At 72.2% G+C, this 16,724-nt stretch carries 12 protein-coding genes; 6 read left to right on the top strand and 6 right to left on the bottom strand.

Translation table 11 applies throughout. From position 1 onward, the window contains the following. The first annotated feature begins 202 nt into the window (after positions 1–202). The 6 genes from ABFX81_RS20690 (at position 203) to ABFX81_RS20715 (ending at position 8,696) form a co-directional block, all read left to right on the top strand. Positions 203–1,750, top strand: coding sequence for an alpha/beta fold hydrolase (locus tag ABFX81_RS20690; RefSeq protein ID WP_086853697.1), 1,548 nt, complete (start codon positions 203–205; stop codon positions 1,748–1,750). A gap of 132 nt (positions 1,751–1,882) precedes the next feature. Further along, on the top strand, positions 1,883–2,416 hold the full coding sequence (locus ABFX81_RS20695) for a hypothetical protein (RefSeq protein WP_346138464.1): 534 nt from the start codon (positions 1,883–1,885) through the stop codon (positions 2,414–2,416). After that, on the top strand, positions 2,413–5,532 hold the full coding sequence (locus ABFX81_RS20700; protein WP_086853699.1) for a M48 family metalloprotease: 3,120 nt from the start codon (positions 2,413–2,415) through the stop codon (positions 5,530–5,532). Before ABFX81_RS20695 ends, ABFX81_RS20700 begins: the two co-directional genes overlap by 4 nt. A 149-nt stretch (positions 5,533–5,681) precedes the next feature. Then, entirely contained in the window at positions 5,682–6,665 is a 984-nt protein-coding gene (locus ABFX81_RS20705) for a Bug family tripartite tricarboxylate transporter substrate binding protein (RefSeq protein WP_346138602.1), read from the top strand. Further along, the gene (locus ABFX81_RS20710) at positions 6,662–7,201 is read left to right on the top strand and encodes a tripartite tricarboxylate transporter TctB family protein (protein WP_086853703.1); all 540 of its coding nucleotides are present in this window, start codon (positions 6,662–6,664) and stop codon (positions 7,199–7,201) included. Before ABFX81_RS20705 ends, ABFX81_RS20710 begins: the two co-directional genes overlap by 4 nt. Before the next feature lies 1 nt (position 7,202). After that, the gene (locus tag ABFX81_RS20715) at positions 7,203–8,696 is read left to right on the top strand and encodes a tripartite tricarboxylate transporter permease (protein WP_279539292.1); all 1,494 of its coding nucleotides are present in this window, start codon (positions 7,203–7,205) and stop codon (positions 8,694–8,696) included. Between the two features lie 5 nt (positions 8,697–8,701). Here ABFX81_RS20715 and ABFX81_RS20720 read toward each other — a convergent pair whose 3' ends face one another. The 6 genes from ABFX81_RS20720 to efeB form a co-directional block, all read right to left on the bottom strand. Next, on the bottom strand, positions 8,702–10,645 hold the full coding sequence (locus ABFX81_RS20720) for a DUF2264 domain-containing protein (RefSeq protein WP_346138465.1): 1,944 nt from the start codon (positions 10,643–10,645) through the stop codon (positions 8,702–8,704). Positions 10,646–10,667: 22 nt separating this feature from the next. Further along, positions 10,668–11,735, bottom strand: coding sequence for a LacI family DNA-binding transcriptional regulator (locus ABFX81_RS20725; protein WP_428837202.1), 1,068 nt, complete (start codon positions 11,733–11,735; stop codon positions 10,668–10,670). A gap of 31 nt (positions 11,736–11,766) precedes the next feature. After that, positions 11,767–13,419 carry an extracellular solute-binding protein gene (locus ABFX81_RS20730; protein WP_086846344.1) on the bottom strand — a complete coding sequence of 551 codons (1,653 nt, stop codon included), beginning with the start codon at positions 13,417–13,419 and terminating at the stop codon, positions 11,767–11,769. A gap of 27 nt (positions 13,420–13,446) precedes the next feature. Next, complete coding sequence (locus ABFX81_RS20735) at positions 13,447–14,334, bottom strand: ABC transporter permease subunit (RefSeq protein ID WP_086846342.1); 888 nt, start codon at positions 14,332–14,334, stop codon at positions 13,447–13,449. Beyond that, complete coding sequence (locus ABFX81_RS20740; RefSeq protein ID WP_086846340.1) at positions 14,331–15,185, bottom strand: ABC transporter permease subunit; 855 nt, start codon at positions 15,183–15,185, stop codon at positions 14,331–14,333. Before ABFX81_RS20740 ends, ABFX81_RS20735 begins: the two co-directional genes overlap by 4 nt. 240 nt (positions 15,186–15,425) lie before the next feature. Continuing rightward, positions 15,426–16,700, bottom strand: a complete 1,275-nt coding sequence (efeB, locus tag ABFX81_RS20745; RefSeq protein WP_086846348.1) for an iron uptake transporter deferrochelatase/peroxidase subunit — start codon at positions 16,698–16,700, stop codon at positions 15,426–15,428. Positions 16,701–16,724 lie beyond the last annotated feature (24 nt).

The following is a 16,724-nucleotide window of genomic DNA, read 5'->3' on the forward strand; positions in this document are numbered from 1 at the left end:
GGAGCCATGATTCCGGTTGTTTGCCGGGGTCATGGAAACGGTAGTCCCCCGCCTCTGCGCTGGGGCTCACCCCACCTCGAAGCGGCTGCCAGCCGGAGTGATCGGACGGCGGCCCGTCCCTAGCGTTCTGTCGCACCGCTCCCCGCTCGGGCATGTCCCTGCCAGTCGCGAGGGGCATCGGCGACAGAAAGGACACCCACACGTGTTATCCCGCATCCCGGGAACCGCGAGACGAGCCGTACTCGCCCTGACGGCCGCCGGTCTCGCCTTGACGGCGCTGCCCGCCACGGCCGGGGCGGATCCCGGCCCCGACCCCCTCGCCCGCTACCACGACCAGCGCCTCACCTGGAAGAGCTGTGTGCTCGGACCGGACGACACGACCGGCAAGGAACTGGAGCAGGCGGGCGCCCGCTGCGCCGACGTGACCGTACCGCTGGACTACTCGGACCCCGACGGCCGGACGATCACCGTCGCGATATCCCGGATCCGCGCCACCGGCACCGACCGCCGCGTCGGCCCGCTGCTGCTCAACGGCGGCGGCCCCGGCGGGACGTCCCTCGGCGACCCGCCATGGGTGAGCAGGGCGATGAAGGACGTCGCCGCCCGGTACGACGTGGTCGGCGTGGATCCCCGTTTCGTCGGCCGCAGCACACCGCTGGACTGCCACTGGCCGACCGGCTCGGCCTGGCGCGGGGCGGGTGAGGACCGGGCCGGATTCGACCGCGTGGCCGCGTTCTCCAAGAACCTCGCCGAGCGCTGCCGCACCCACGCGGGCGATGTCCTCCCCCACGCCACCACCCGCAACACCGCCCGCGACATGGACGTCATCCGGGCCGCGCTCGGCGAGCGGCGGATCTCCTACCTGGGCTACTCGTACGGCAGTTACCTCGGCGAGGTGTACGCCACGATGTTCCCCGGCCGGACCGACCGGGTCGTGCTGGACGGTGTGATCGACCCGGACCGGTACGGCCCGAGGCTGCTCCGGGGCGTCGAGCGGGCCAACCGCCGCGCGCTGGAGGGCTGGGCCTCCTGGGCCGCCGCCCGCGAGGCGACGTACGGGCTGGGCCGCACACGGGGCGAGGTGCTGGCGACCGTGGACCGTGTCCGCGAGGCCGCGGCCCGCACGCCGCTGCGGCTCGGCGGCCACCGGCTGGACGAGCACGTGATGCCGATCGTCGCCTTCAACGGACTGTCGCAGCACAACGACGCCGCCTACGGGGACTTCGCCCAGGGCGTCCGGGACATGCTGCGGGCGTCGCGGGGGCAGCGGGTCACGCCGTCACCGTGGCTCGCCGGGGTGCTCGCGTTCGTGCTCACGGACACCGACTCCCACTACGGCAGCGTGCAGACGGCGATCCTGTGCGGCGACGGCCCCGCTCCGCGCGACCCGGAGGTGTACTGGCGCGACGTGCAGCGCACCCGGGGGCAGGACCCGCTGTTCGCGCCTGTCACGCAGAACATCGGTCCGTGCGCGTTCTGGGACCGGCCGCGTGAGCGCCCGACCGCGATCCGGGACGACCTGCCGGCCCTGCTGGTCAACGCGACAGGGGACCCACGCACCGACTACGACGGCGCCCGGACGGTCCGCGGCATGTGGCCCTCCTCGCGGCTGATCACCCTGCACGGCGCCGACCAGCACGCGGTGTACGGCGTCTACGGCGTGCCGTGCGTCGACGACACGGTCAACGCGTACCTGGCCACGGGGCGCCTGCCGGCCCGGGACGTGGGCTGCGCAGCGCCCGGCCGGTGAGCCCGGGGGGCGCACGACGCGAACGTTGTGCGCCCCCCGGCCTCCCCCGCGTCGTGGCCGGGACAGTGGCGGCAGACGGTTCACTGTGCTCGCATAGGATCCCAACGGCTTCTGGGAACAAGGGAGTTCACAGTGATCGAACCGGCGGACGCGGCAACCGTAAGGGGCGTGGTACGCGCGGTGGTGACCGAACGCGCATCACATGAGCTGCCGCTCCTCGAGGCGCTGTGGCCGCTGGACGACGAGCGGGCCGTCCGGATCCTCGCCGGGCAGGGCGCGCGCAGGGAGCCCCTCGGGTTCGGTCTGGCGGAGGTCACCGCGCTTGTCACCGCCGTGGTGTGGCTGGTGCTGGATCAGGCGGCCCGGCGGGCGATCGACACGGCGGCCGACAGCGCGATCGAGCGGAGCCGGAGCGGACTGCGCCGGCTGCTTCGCCGCGCTCCCGCCGAACCGCCCCGGCTCCTGCCGGAGTGGGACCGCGCCGAGCTGGCCGCCTTACGGGTACAGATCGTCGATCGCGCGGTCGAGCGCGGTATCGACGGCTCGGAAGCGCAGGCCCTCGCGGACGCCGTCGTGGCACACCTCGCCACGGCGGATCCGGAGGCCCACGAGTCCGCCGACCACGCGGGCGGCACCACCCCCACGGCCGGCGGGGACGCTCCGTGAGCACGTCCCCCTCGGTGGCGGCCACCGCGCCTGCCCACACCGGGCGGTACGGACTGGCCGACACCGGACCGCGCTTCGCGCTGCTGATGACGGGCGTCGTCGCGTCCAGCGTGAGCATGCTCAACACGGTCCTGGCTCCGGATCCCAACGACACCCCGGGGGACCCGCTGGGCTGTCTGCTGGCGGCCGGGATGGATCCCGACGGGCGGAACCTGGACAACGTGCTGGCCACCATGCGCCACCCGGAAGCGCTCGCGGAGTGCATGTCCGGCGTGCCGACGGTGGAGTATTGGAAGGGCATGGCCGCGACGGCCGCCCTGCTGGCGGTGGCGGCCCTCGTGTACTGGTGGCAGCCGCGCCTGCGTGAACGGTGGCGGCGCACGGTACCGGCCGGGGCTCTGGACACCGACGGTTCCCTGGGCACGGAACTCCGCGTCCTGCGCGAGCTCGCCGGCGTCACGTCGGACGTACGGTTCCGGGTGGATCCGACGCGGACGACCTCCGGGGCCGTGGTGTACGGGCGGTTCGGTGAGTACACCGTGTGTCTGCACGCGGGGCTGCTGGTGCGGCGGGCCACGGATCCCGAGGGCTTCCGCGCGGTCGTGCTGCACGAGCTCGCCCACATCCGCAACCGCGACGTGGAGTACGCCTCGGCCAGTACGGCCCTGTGGCGGACCTTCGTTGTACTCGCCCTGCTGCCGTATCTCTGGCACGAGGGCACCCTGCTCTTCGACGGACTCACCGGCCGGACCACCTCGCCGTTCTGGCCCGGGGTGGCGTCCATGCTCACCCGGTCCGTCCTGTCCGGGCTCCTGCTGGTCGGGCTGGTACACCTCGCCCGTGCCGACCTGTTGCGCCGGCGCGAACTGTACGCCGACGCACGGGCTGTGGGCAGCGGCGCGTCCGCCTCCGCGTGGGCCCACCGGGACCGTGACGGCGCCGTCGCCACCTCGGTCCGGCGGGTGACCGCGCTGCTGCGGACCCATCCGAGCTGGGCCGAGAGGCGGCGCGCCCTGGCGGACCCCGGACGGCTGTCGGGGGTGGGCGCGCTGGCGATGCTGCTGGTCGGGGTGAGCGGAACGGTGCTGGTCAACATTGTCGGGGACGTCGTGCCCCGGGCGTCGACGAGCGAGGCTGGTGCGTGGCTGACGACGGCGTTCCTCGCCCCGGTGCTGTACGTCTCGCTGGCCCGTTCGGTGACGGCGGCGCAGGTCTCGGGCCGGAAGGAGTCCGGGCTCCGTTCGGGGTTCTGGCTCGGCTGCGGCCTGGTGCTGGGCGAGTTCGCGAACGGCAAGCACGGCACCGACTGGCTGGGCCCCGAACCGGGGTTCCTGCTCGGTCTGCTCCTGACGGCAGCCGTCGCGGCGGCGTGGTCGGCGCAGTGCACACGCCTGGCGCTGGGGCTGGCCAGGACATGGCTGCGCCGAGCGGCCGGGCTGCTGAACCTGCTGGTCACCGCGGTGCTGCTGTGGGGCGGGCTGTACTGGTGGTACGTGGTGGGCTGGTACCAGACGATGGGCGTCTACAGCCAGGTCGAGGAGCACCGCGACATGGTGCGGCAGGTGATTCCGGGTTCGTGGGAGGCGTTTTCCCTTGAACTGTCGGCCATAGCCCAGGCCCTGCCGACGCTCACGACGCTCAACGCCGGCGTGCTGCTCCTGGTCGCAGCCCTGCTCCTGTGGATCTTCCCCCTGGTGCTGCGCGTGTCGACGTCCGCGGCGTCCGGGCTGCGGCTGCGCCGGACGCTGGGCGCGGGCGTGGCGGGCGGGCTGCTGTGCTGGGCGCTGCTGCTCGCGGTGAACGGGTTCCAGCACCGACGCCGTCCGGCCACCTGGGCGGAACGCACCGGGCCGTACCTCTTCGTCCACCGCTGGCTGCTGATCGCCGCCGTCCTCGCGGCCTGCCTGCTGACCGCCGCGGCCGTGGCCGCCCTGTCCCGGCACCTGTGGCTGCCGCGGGCCCTGGCGGCCGTGGCCGTCACACAACTCTTCGGGTACGCCGCGATCTTCCTGATGTTCTCGGCCGACGGCTGCCTCGGACCGTTCAGCGCGTTCGTGGACCGGTGCGCCTGGGTCCCCGGGGCCGGCTGGCCCTTCGCCAGACGGACCGCGCTCAACGCCCTGACCCCGGCCGTACTCCTCGCCGCGTGCGCGGCGGTGGGCGGTGCGGGAGCGCGCGGGGTGGCCGGGCGGCTGGTACGGCAGCGCCGCAGGCAGCAGGAACACGCTGCCTGGCCAGGGGCTGACGGGGTCACCCCGGGTGCTCCTGCGGCGGCGGACGGGTCCACGCCGCACGCCCCCGTAGAGAACCAGGGCACCTCAGACACCCGAGTGCCCGCGGACAGGACCACCCCGTCCGTCCCCACAACGGCAGACGGCACCACCCCGCACGCCCCGGCAGCGGCAGCGGCAGACCCGACCACCCCGGACGCCCAAGTGACGCCGGACAGGGGGGCACCGCACGGACCCGTCGCCGCGCCCGGCCCGCGGTGGCGGCGGCTCGCTCCCGCCGGTGCCGTCGTCGCCCTGGTCGTGCCCACTCTGCTGCTCACCGCCGCCGCCCATTCCGCGTCCACCAAGTCGTCGTCGGACAAGAAGGTGGGCGCGTCCGCCATGCCGGGCGACACGGTGACCGACGCCGCGCCGCGCGCCAGGTCGGCCAAGATCCGCGCGTGGCAGGCACTCGCCTGGCTCATGCACGGCGGCCTCGATCACTTCGGTGCGATCAACGAGTCGGCAGGGGAGTTCAGCGACGCACTTCTCGCAGCCATGGAGAAACCCGGCCCGAACGGAGAGGCCCGGGTGGAGAAGAAGGAGTTCCACCGCATCTGCGGCACGCTGGTCCGCCGCACGGAGGACGCCATGGCCTACTTTCCCGTGCCCGACCAGGGCATACAGAAGAAGTGGTCCGAGACCCTCACCGCGCTGTCGCACCACGCGAAAACCTGCCGGGACGCGACGGCCCCGGGCGATGAGACGTACAAGACCGAAGCGGAGCGTTCGAAGGCGTTCACGACGTCCGTGGAGGGGGTGCAGAAAACCACCGTGGCCCTCGGTGAGCTGCTGACCGAGGTCGAGAAGGTGGCCCTGCCCGCGAACAGGCGCGGGGACACCTGACACGGCACCCCGCGACCGCAAAGACCACAACCTCCGTTGATTCCGCAAGCGAGACACCTCGTCGGCGTCCGGGCACCATGTGGCCCACGTCACCCTCCCCCACAGGGCCTTCCCTACCCGCAACGACGTACCGACAGGTGGTGGCACTCGTGCGCCTGCGCACTCCCCTCGCCCTGCTCGGGGCCGCCGTGCTCGTGCTCGTCGGACCACCGCTGCTGACCGCCGGCAGCGGCTCCGAGACCGGCACACAGATCCCGGGCCTGCGTTTCATGGTCCCCAACACGCCCGGCGGAGGCTACGACATCACGGCCCGCACGGCCGCCAAGAACGCCGAGGACGCCGAACTGACCCACAACATCGAGGTGTTCAACCTGCCCGGCGCCGGTGGCACGGTCGGACTGAGCCGGCTGGTGAGCGAGCACGGCAACGGCAAGCTCGCCATGTCCATGGGCCTCGGGGTCGTGGGCGCCGTCCGTTCCAACGACGCGCCGAAGACGCTGGGCGACACCACGCCGATCGCCCGGCTCACCGAGGAGCAGGACGTGGTCGTGGTCGCCAAGGACTCCCCGTACAAGACGATCGACGATCTCATCGGCGCCTGGAAGAAGAGCCCGGGCAAGCTCCCGGTGGGCGGCGGCTCGTCGCCCGGCGGGCCCGACCACCTCGCGCCGATGCTGATGGCGCGGGCCGCCGGGATCTCCCCGAAGCAGGTCAACTACATCCCGTTCGACGGCGGCGGCGAGCTGCTCGCGTCGATCCTCGGCAACAAGGTCGCCTTCGGTGTGTCCGGCGTCGGCGAGTACCTGGATCAGATCAAGGCGGGCGAGCTGCGGCTCCTCGCGGTCACCGGCCCCGAGCGCGTCGAGGGGCTGGACGCGCCCACGCTCAAGGAGGCCGGGTACGACGTCAACTTCACCAACTGGCGCGGCATCGTCGCCCCGCCCGGCCTGACCGACAAAGAGCGCGACAAGCTCGTGCGGCTGCTCGAGGAGCTGCACGGTTCGGACGAATGGCGCAAGTCCCTGGAGCAGAACGGCTGGGACGACGCCTTCCTCACCGGGGAGAAGTTCGGCGCGTTCCTCGACGCCGAGGACAAGCGCGTGGTGTCGGTGCTGAAGGAGCTGGGACTGTGACGACGCAGACCACCGGGATTCCCCCGGCCGAGCGGAACGAGCGGCGCGCGTGGCTGCGGGAGCACTCCGAACTCGGCGTGTGCGTGCTGCTGCTGGCGCTGGGCGTGCTGGTCCTGACGGACGCGCTCACCATGGACGTCGACATAGCCCAGCGCGGCCCGGTCGGCCCGAAGACCGTGCCCGTGGTGGTCGGCGGCGGCTTGCTGGTGATCGCCGCCCTGCTCGCCGTGGACGTGCTGCGCGGCGGCCGGGGCCAGGCCGAGACCGGTGAGGACGTCGACCTGTCGGAACCCGCCGACTGGCGCACGGTGCTGCTGCTCGCCGGGGTGTTCCTCGGCTCGGCGGTCCTGATCGAGCCGCTCGGCTTTCCCGTCGCGAGCGCGCTGCTGTTCTGGGGTGCGGCGTTCGCGCTGGGCAGCCGCAGGATCGACCGCGATCCGCTCATCGCGGCCGGGCTGTCCCTCGTCACCTACGTCGTCTTCAACAACCTGCTCGGAGTGCCCCTGCCCGGCGGTCCGCTGATGGGAGTGCTGTGACATGGACGCCTTCAACTCCCTTCTGGACGGCTTCGGGACGGCCCTCACCCCGGTCAACCTGCTCTGGGCCGTCATCGGCGTGCTGCTCGGCACGGCCATCGGCGTGCTCCCCGGCATCGGCCCGGCGATGGCGGTCGCGCTGCTGCTGCCGGTGACGTACGGGCTCGAACCGACCGGCGCGTTCATCATGTTCGCCGGCATCTACTACGGCGCGATGTTCGGCGGCTCGACCACCTCCATCCTGCTCAACACGCCCGGCGAGAGCGCGGCGGTGGTGGCGGCCATGGAGGGCAACCCCATGGCCAAGTCCGGGCGCGGCGCGCAGGCCCTGGCGGCGGCCGCCGTCGGGCACTTCGCGGGCGGCCTGATCGGCACGATCCTGCTGGTCGCGCTCGCGCCGACGGTCGCCAAGCTGGCGGTGGACATCGGCGCGCCGGACTACTTCGCCATCATGGTGCTGGCGTTCATCGCGGTGACGTCGGTGCTGGGCTCGTCCCGCATCCGGGGCCTCGCCTCCCTGCTCATCGGCCTCACGCTGGGTCTGGTGGGCCTGGACCAGATGACCGGCCAGCAGCGCCTGACCTTCGGCTCGCTCCAACTGGCCGACGGCATCGACGTGGTGATCGTCGCGGTCGGTCTGTTCGCGATCGGCGAGGCCCTGTGGGTGGCGGCGCACCTGCGGCGCAGCCCGCCGGAGCCGATCCCGGTGGGGCGTCCGTGGCTGGGTCGCGGGGACGTGAACCGAACCTGGAAGTCGTGGCTGCGCGGTCCGTTCATCGGTTTCCCGTTCGGCGCGATCCCGGCGGGCGGTGCGGAGATCCCGACCTTCCTGTCGTACGTGACGGAGAAGCGTCTGTCGAAGCACAAGGACGAGTGGGGCAAGGGCGCCATCGAGGGTGTGGCCGGTCCGGAGTCGGCTGCGTCGGCCTCGGCGGCGGGCACCCTGGTGTCGATGCTGACCCTGGGCCTGCCGACCACGGCGGTCGCGGCCGTCATGCTGGCCGCCTTCCAGCAGTACGGCATCCAGCCCGGCCCGCTGCTCTTCGAGCGCGAACCCGACCTGGTGTGGGGCCTGATCGCCTCCCTCTTCGTCGGCATGGTGCTGCTGCTCGCGCTCAACCTGCCGCTGGCGCCGCTGTGGGCGAAGCTGCTGCGCATTCCGCGCCCGTACCTGTACGCCGGGATCATGTTCTTCGCGGCGGTCGGCGCGTACGCGGTCGGCGGTGAGGTGATCGACCTGGTGATCCTGCTGATCATCGGCCTGATCGGCTTCGGCATGCGCCGCTACGGCCTGCCGGTGCTGCCCGCCGTCATCGGCGTGATCCTCGGCCCGAACGCCGAGCAGCAACTGCGGCGGGCGCTCCAGATCAGCGACGGCAGCGTGACGGGGCTGTTCAACACGCCGTTCGCGGTGACGGTGTACGCGGTGATCGTGCTGCTGCTGGTCTGGCCGCTGCTGAGGAAGGCGGTGACGCGAGGCCGCGCCGCGGCCTGACCCGGTCATCGCGGCACCCGTTCCCGGGTGCCGTCCGGGAAGCGGATCTCCACCTCGCCGGTCGCGGCGACCCGTACGCGTGGTCCTGAACGCCGCGTGTGCGGGTCGCCGTTCGTCTCCGGGCCGGCGCTCAGCACGACGAGGGTCACCAGGAGGTGGGTGCCGCCCGGGTGGGCGGGCAGGGTGAGGTACGGGGTCGCCGAGTGGTGGCCGCAGGCATTGGTGCCGACCGTGTGTGCCACCGCCGTCCCGGCGTCCTGCCACCCGTGCAGGCCGACGAGCATGCTGGTCAGGCCGTCCGCGCGGCGGGCCAGGGCCCAGCCGGGGCCGGTCGACGCGACCGGCGGCGTGCTGTCGTCGGCGACGGCCCAGCCCCCTTCGCGCACGGGTGTGCCGGGCGGCGCGTCGACGCGGTGCACCCGGACCTCCCAGGTGCCGTGCACCACGCTGACCGTCTCGATGCGGTGTCCTTCGTCGCTGCCCGGGAGCACCGCCCGGTGCCAGGAGGCGGCCCGCGTGCCTTCGACGCCGAGCGGGTGGATGCGGCCGCGCGGGGTGGGCGTGCCGTCGGGGGCGAGCAGGGCGATGTGGTTGTCGGGGCCCACCCGCGGTGCCGGTGGTGTCTCGGGGGCCGTGGCGCTGGAGTAGGCGAAGCGGGCGTAATGGGGGCTGTCGTCGGCTGCCGCCGGTGGGGGCGGGAGGCGGTCGCTGCCGTGGTTGACGAGCCGGACGATGCCGTCGGCCGCCGTGGAGTGCAGCAACCAGCCCGGGGCGGGTAACGCGAGGCGCACGTCGGCCGTCTCCACCGGGCCGGGTTCCTCGGACGCCGTCCACACGGGGTGGTCGGCGGGCAGGAGCAGGCCGAGGAAGGCCTTGCTCGCCCAGTACGGGGAGGCCGGGCCCGAGTACCGCTGGGTGACGGGGAGGAAGGGCCCGTACCAGCCGAGCGTGAGCAGCCCCTGGGCATCGGGCACGCCGCGCTCGGCGAAGTGCTTCAGCGCGCCGGAGGCGAGACGGCGGGTGCGGCCGGGCGGCAGCGGGGTGGCGTCGGCGAGGACACCCGCCCACAGCGGGGCCGCCGTCGCGAAGCGGTAGGTGAGCGAGCGGCCCTGGTGGACGGGTGCGCCGTCGGCGCCGAAGAAGTGCTGGTGGTCGTGGAGGAACGACCGCAGGCGTCTCCGGTGTTCCGCCACCAGCCGGGGGTCGGCGCGCGGCCCCGCGATACGGGCCCACAGGACCGGATAGAGGTGCAACGCCCAGGCGTTGTAGTAGTCGAACTTCCGGCCGTCGCCGTCGGTGTACCAGCCGTCGCCCCGGTACCAGTCCTCCAGGCGCGCGAGGCCGGCGTCGATCTCGCTGCGGCTGTGCGGGGCGCCGACGGAGGCGAGGAACTCCTCGGTGATGACCTGGAACAGCCGCCAGTTGGAGTCGTTGACCACGGCTCCGACGAAGCCGCCCAGCCAGTCGGCGACCCGCTGCCGTACCCGGTCGTCGAGCCGGTCCCAGATCCAGGGGCGGGTCTCGTGCAGGGCGATCGCGAGGGACGCGGCCTCGACCATGGGCTGGGAGCGGTCGGTGATGGGCGGCCAGCGGTCGGGGCCGCGCGGGTCGGTGCCGGCCGTGAGCCCGGCCGCGTACCGCTCGATCAGGCCGGACACGCCCTGCCCGCCCGAACCGGCGATGCGGAACGCGGCCAGCAGGAAGGAGCGGGCGAATCCTTCGAGACCGTCCGACCAGGGTCCGGAGTGGCTGGGCGGGCCGGGCAGCCGGTACTGGGCCAGGCCCGGGGAGGCGTAGGGCGTCAGGGCGTCGAGGAGGCGGTCGGCGATCGCCTCCCAGTGGGCGCGGGTCCAGCCGGTGAGGGGCGAGGCCAGCGGGTCGGGGGGTGGCAGGTGGGGCAGGTTCGGGAGGTGCGTCGGGTCGGGGAGCGACACGTGCGGCGCGCTCATGCGGGTGCGGTTCCTCCGTTGGTCACAGGGCGCGCCCGGGCGGGGGCGCGCCGACGCTGTCGCGTACGACGATGTGGGTGCCGAGCAGGTGGTGGGCCCCGGCGGCGTGCTCGGGGTCGCGCAGCGCGATGCGCACGGCGGCGCGGCCGAGTTCCTCCGCGGGGGTGCGGACGGTGGTGAGCGGCGGGTTGAAGTCCTCCGCGAGCGGGATGTCGTTGTAGCCGACGACGGAGATGTCGCCGGGGACGCGCAGTCCGGTGTCGGCGATGGCGCGCAGGGCACCGGCGGCGACCATGTCGTCCCCGGCGAAGACCGCGGTGAACTCCCGCGTCGACTTGAGGAGTTCGGTCATCGCGCGGTGGCCGGCGGCCCGGCCGAGGCCGCAGTCGACGACGTGTGCGGCCCCGGGCGGCAGCCCGTGCTCCGTGAGGGCGGCCCGGTAGCCGGCGACGCGGGCGTCGAGGGCGGTGTTGCCGGGCAGTCCGCCGAGGAAGACGATCCTGCGGTGGCCGGCCGACAGCAGGTGGGCGGTGATGGCGCGGGCCCCGGCCTCGTTGTCGAACTCGACGACGAGCGCCGGGATCTCCGGGTCGGGCGCGGGCCGGCCGCAGAGCACCAGCCGGGCCCCGGAGGAGTCGAGGGCGTGGGCGTAGTGGGCGACGCGCTCGCGGTAGGCGTCGTCCTCGACGACCCCGCCGACCAGGATCACCAACCGGGCGCCCTCCTCCCGCATGAGCTGCACGAACTCCATCTCGCGCTGTGCGTCGCCGCCGGTGGCGCCGACCACGCAGAGCCAGCCGCGGTCGGCGGCCTCCGCCTCCACGCCCTCGGCGACCTGGGCGTAGAAGGGGCTGGTGACCTGGCGGACCACGACGGCGGCCATCTTGCGGCCGCCGCCGACCAGGGCGCGGGCGTGCGCGTTGGCCACGTAGTCGAGGTCGCGGGCCGCGCGCAGGACCCGGGCCCGGGTCGCCGGGGGCACCGGGTGGTTGCCGCTGAGCGCGCGGGAGGCGGTGGCCGTGGACACGCCCGCCCGCTCGGCGACCTCGCGGATCGTGACCCGTCCCTTGGACACCATGTCGTTCCCCATCCCCCGCGTCTCCTCTTCCGGCCACCGATGTTCAGGTGTTGGCCGCGTAGTCCTTCGCGTATTCCTCGGCCATTCTGTCGCCGCCCCGGCTCCGCCACCTCTTCACGGCCGCGTCCCATCCGGACATCGGCAGCCGTCCGGCGATGATCCCGGTGATGGTGTCGTCCAGGAACGTCTTGAGGGTGGCGCCCTGGGAGTTGTTCGTCGCGGACTGGAGCCCGAAGGAGGCGTCGCGGATGGCGTGCGGTACGACCTTCCGCTGCCAGGCGTGCAGGGCGCGCACGGCGTCGGGCATGCCGGGCACGAACAGCACCTGGGGGCCTTCGGCGAGGTACTTCAGCGGCAGGTTGGTGTTGTTCTCGACCTCGCCGAGCTTGGTGGGTTCGGGCGAGCCGTCCTTGCCGCGGGAGAAGTGGACGCCCTCGACGCCGTAGTGGACGAGTTCCCACTCCTGACTGCCGAAGGGCGCGGCGAGGTAGTCGAGGATGCGCAGCAGCAGTTCGATGCGCTCCTTCTTGGCCTGCTTCAGGATGGTGTAGCCGAAGGAGCGGCGGGCGGCGACGATGCCGCCGGGCTCGCCGCCGACGCTGTACGGCAGGGCCGCGGCGGGGCTCATCTTGCCCTTGGACTCCCGGTACTTGGGCAGGTAGGCGCCGAACCCGTCCTGCATGGAACCGACGGTGCCGTTGTAGTAGAGGGTCGTCAGGTCGATCTGGGAGATGGACGTGGCGTCGGGGTGGTAGGAGCCGTTCTTGCGCAACTGGGCCTGGAAGGCGATGGACGCCTTGTAGCGCTCGTCGGCGGCGCCCGGCAGGAAGGTGCCGTCCTTGGTGACGGCCCAGCGCTGGGGGGCGTTGTGGGCGGCGGAGTGGTAGGCGTTGCCGAACAGGGAGCCGTTGGCGGCGCCGAGCATGTACGTCCTGCCGCGGGTGCCCTGCCGGGCCACGGCGGTGAAGTCCTCGGCGGTCCAGCCCTCCTTCATGCCCGCGTCGGCGAACATGTCCTGGTTGATCCAGAGGGTCGAGCCGGGCAGCGGGCGTTCCAGCGGGATGCCGTGGATACGGCCGCCGATGCGGCCCATGTCGCGCCAGGCGTGAGTGGGGATGTTGGCGAGGTTGGGGTAGTCGGCGATCGCGTCGCCCGACAGGTACGGCGTGAGGTCCTGGGCGCGGCGCTGCACGAACTGCGCCTCTCGGGGCAGCGTGAAGCCGGAGAACATGTTGACGATGTCGGGCAGGGCGTCGGCGTCGCCGGCCATGACCGTCGCCATCTTCTTCTGGTAGTCGGCCTGGGAGATGATCGTGTACTCGATCTTCACGCCGAGGGCCTTCTCGACGGCTGCCCAGAAGCGGTTCTGCGCGGCGGGCTTGGGCGGGGTGCCGAAGGAGACGGTCATGACGCGGACGGTGGAGCCGTCGCCCGGGGTGCGGGAGACGGACTTGACCAGGTCGGACGGGTAGGTGGTGTATCCGGCCTGGACACCGGCGTCGGTGGGGGCCAGGTCGGGCCTGGGCCCGGCGGCGGGCCGGTAGGCGGGCCAGGGGGCGAGCTTCTTGCCCGCGTTGGAGACGTCGCCGTCCCCGGAGTCAGAGGAGGAACAGGCGGTCAGCAGACCGGGGGCGGTGACGGCGGCACCACCGGCGGCCACGGTACGCAGCAGGGTGCGTCGGGACATGCTGGGCATGGGTGAATCACCTCGTGTCGGCTTGGGTCAGCTCTTGATGGCGCCGGTGAGCACGCCCTTGGTGAAGTACTTCTGGAGGAAGGGGTAGACGAGCAGGATCGGCACGGTGGCGATCACGAGCACCGCCATCTGCACGGTCTGCGGAGCGGTGACGGTGGCCTCGCCCGTCGTCGCGTCGGTCAGTCCGGCCCCGGACACCACGTAGGTGCGCAGCACCTGCTGGAGCGGCCAGTGGTCGCTCTCCAGGTAGAGCGAGGCGTAGAACCAGGAGTTCCAGTAGGCGACGGCGTAGAACAGGCCGACGACGGCGAGCGCGGCCTTGGACAGCGGCAGCACCACCGACACCAGGACCCGCCAGTCCCCCGCCCCGTCCAGCCGGGCCGCCTCGTACAGCTCCTCGGGGACCGACTGGAAGAAGCCGCGCAGGACGACCAGGTTGAACACGTTGACCAGGACGGGCAGGACGAGCGAGGCGTACGAGTCGAGCAGTCCGAGTTCCTTGACGAGCAGGAAGCTCGGGATCATGCCGGGCGGGAAGAGGAACGTGAACAGCACCAGCAGCAGCACGGGTTTGCCGCCGAAGACGCCCGGGCGGGACAGCGCGTAGGCCAGGGTCACCGTGCAGGCGAGGCTGAGCAGGGTGCCGACGATCGTCACGCCCGCGCTGACGCCGAGGGCGTGGGTGACGATGCCGCCGTCGAAGATGTCGCGGTAGGCGTCGAGCGTGGGATCGCTGGGCCACAGCACCCAGCCGCCGTTGTCGACGACCTCCCGGGTGGACGCCAGCGAGGTCGACACGATCACCAGGAAGGGCACGCACACCAGCAGCACGACGGCGGCCAGGGCGAGGGCCTTGGCGGCCTGGGTGAGCGGCCGGGGCTTCTCCATCCAGCCGGGCCGGGCGGACGCGCTCACTTGTAGACCCCCTGTTCGCCGAGGCGGTGGGCGACCTTGTTGGCCGCGTAGACGAGGAGGGCGCCGACGACACCCTTGAACAGGCCCGCGGCGGCCGCGAATCCGTAGTCGCCGCCGACGATGCCCTGGTAGTAGACGAAGGTGTCGATGACCTCGGCGGTCTCCGGTCCGACCGCGTCGCGTTGCAGCAGCATCTGCTCGAAGCCGACGGAGAGGATGTCACCGAGCCGCATGATGAGCAGCAGCACGATCACCGGGCGGATGGCGGGCAGGGTGACGTGCCAGAAGCGCCGCCAGGGTCCGGCGCCGTCGATGGCGGCGGCCTCGTACTGCTGCTCGTCGACCTGGGCGAGCGCGGCGAGGAAGATGATCGTGCCCCAGCCGGCGTCCTTCCAGATGACCTGGGCGACGACGAGCGGCTCGAACGCGTCGGGGTTGCCGATGATGTCGACGGTGTGCAGACCGGCTCCGCTCAGGCCGCTGTTGAGCAGGCCGGTGTCCCCCAGCACCTGCTGGAAGAGCGCGACGACGATCACCCACGAGATGAAGTGCGGCAGGTACGCCACCGACTGCACGAACCGCCGCACCGAGCTCCAGGTGAGGGAGTGCAGCAGCAGGGCGAGGCCGAGCGGCACGGGGAAGTAGAAGATCAGTTGGAGGACGGAGATCCAGAGGGTGTTGAGGACCGAGTCCCAGAACGCCGCGTCCTCGAACATGCGCTGGAAGTTGCCCAGGCCCACCCAGGGGCTGCCCCACAGGCCGTCGAACGGCACGTACTCCTTGAACGCGATGACGTTGCCGACCAGTGCGCCGTAGTGGAACAGCAGGAAGTAGGCGACACCGGGCAGCATGAGCAGGAACAGCGTCCGGCTCTGAAAACGTTTACGTTGACGCTTCACCCCCTCGGGATCGCCCCGACCCGGGCTCACCCCCTTCGCACCTGCTCGTTCCCGTAAGGCAGTTGCCACGGCTCCCCCTCACCTCGGCGTGTCCGGTGAAGGGAAGTTAAAACGTTTTCACGACTCGGTCAACACCTCTGACACAGACGGGACTTCAGGCCTGGACAGGACTTCAAGCCTGGAGTCGGGACTTCAAGCCGAGAGCAGTCCCCGGCCGAACCAGTCGGAGGACGAGCGCACACCGGGCAGGGCGAAGAAGTAGCCGCCGCCGGTCGGGGAGACGTAGTCCACGAGGGGTTCGTCGATCAACCGGGTCTGCGTCGCCTCGAACTGGCGCCGCGCGTCCTGCTGGTAGCAGCAGAAGACCAGGCCCATGTCGAGGTTGCCGACGCTGTCGACGCCCCGGTCGTAGTTGTAACCCCGGCGCAGGATGCGGGAGTCGTCCGTCGCCGCGGTGCGGGGGTTCGCAAGGCGGATGTGCGCGTCGAGCGGGATGGCCGTGCCGTGCGGGTCCTTGGCGTAGTTCGGGCTGTCGGTCTCCTTGGCGCCGTCCAGCGGCGCACCGGTGTCCTTGCGGCGGCCGAACATCTGTTCCTGCTCGGTCAGCGAGACCCGGTCCCAGAACTCCACCAGCATCCGGATGATCCGGACGACCTGGTAACTGCCACCGGTCGCCCAGCCGGGTTCGCCCTGCCCGTCGCCGACCCACACGAGGTGGTCCATCTCGCGGGCCGACGCGACGTCCGGGTTGACGATGCCGTCCTTGAAGCCCAGCAGGTTGCGCTGGGTGCCGCTGGGCCGGGGCGCGTTCTGGAAGCCGTCGACGCGCCAGCGGATCTGCATCGCGCCCCGGGTGTGCTTGGCGATGTCGCGCAGCGCGTGCAGCACGGTGTCCTGCCGGCCCGCGCAGATCTGGAGGGACAGGTCGCCGTGGCACTCGGCGGGGTTCAGGTCGTCGTTGGGGAAGGTGCGCATGGGCGTGAGCCGGCGCGGCTTCGCCTCGGCGAGTCCGTAGCGGTCGTCGAAGAGGGAGGCGCCGACGCCGACGGTCACGGTGAGCGCGTCGGCCGGGACGACCGGGCCGAGGATGCCGTTGTCCGAGGGCGGAGCGCCGACACCCAGGTCGGCGGGTGTGCCGCCGGCCGTGAGGAAACGGGCCCGCTGGGTCAGGGTCCGCAGCAGGTCGGCCAGTTCCGCGCGGTCGCCGGCGATGACGTCGAAGGAGACGAAGGCGGCGGCCTTCTGCTGGGGGGTGAGGATTCCGGCCTGGTGGGGGCCGTGGAAGGGCACGGCGGCATCGTCCGTCCCTTCGGCGGCCCGGGCCGTGCCGTCAATGCTCTCGGAGAGCGCGAACCCGCCCCCGGCCAGTAGGGCTCCCACGGCTCCGGCGCCCAGGGCCGTCTTGACGAAGGAACGGCGTCCCGCGTGGGCGGGGCAGCCCGGCGGAGGCGTGTCAGCGGACGGCATGGGGACGTTCCCTTCGGTGTGTTC

Origin of the sequence: Streptomyces coeruleofuscus (genome assembly GCF_039532725.1) — a bacterium.
Classification (GTDB): Bacteria; Actinomycetota; Actinomycetes; order Streptomycetales; family Streptomycetaceae; genus Streptomyces; species Streptomyces coeruleofuscus.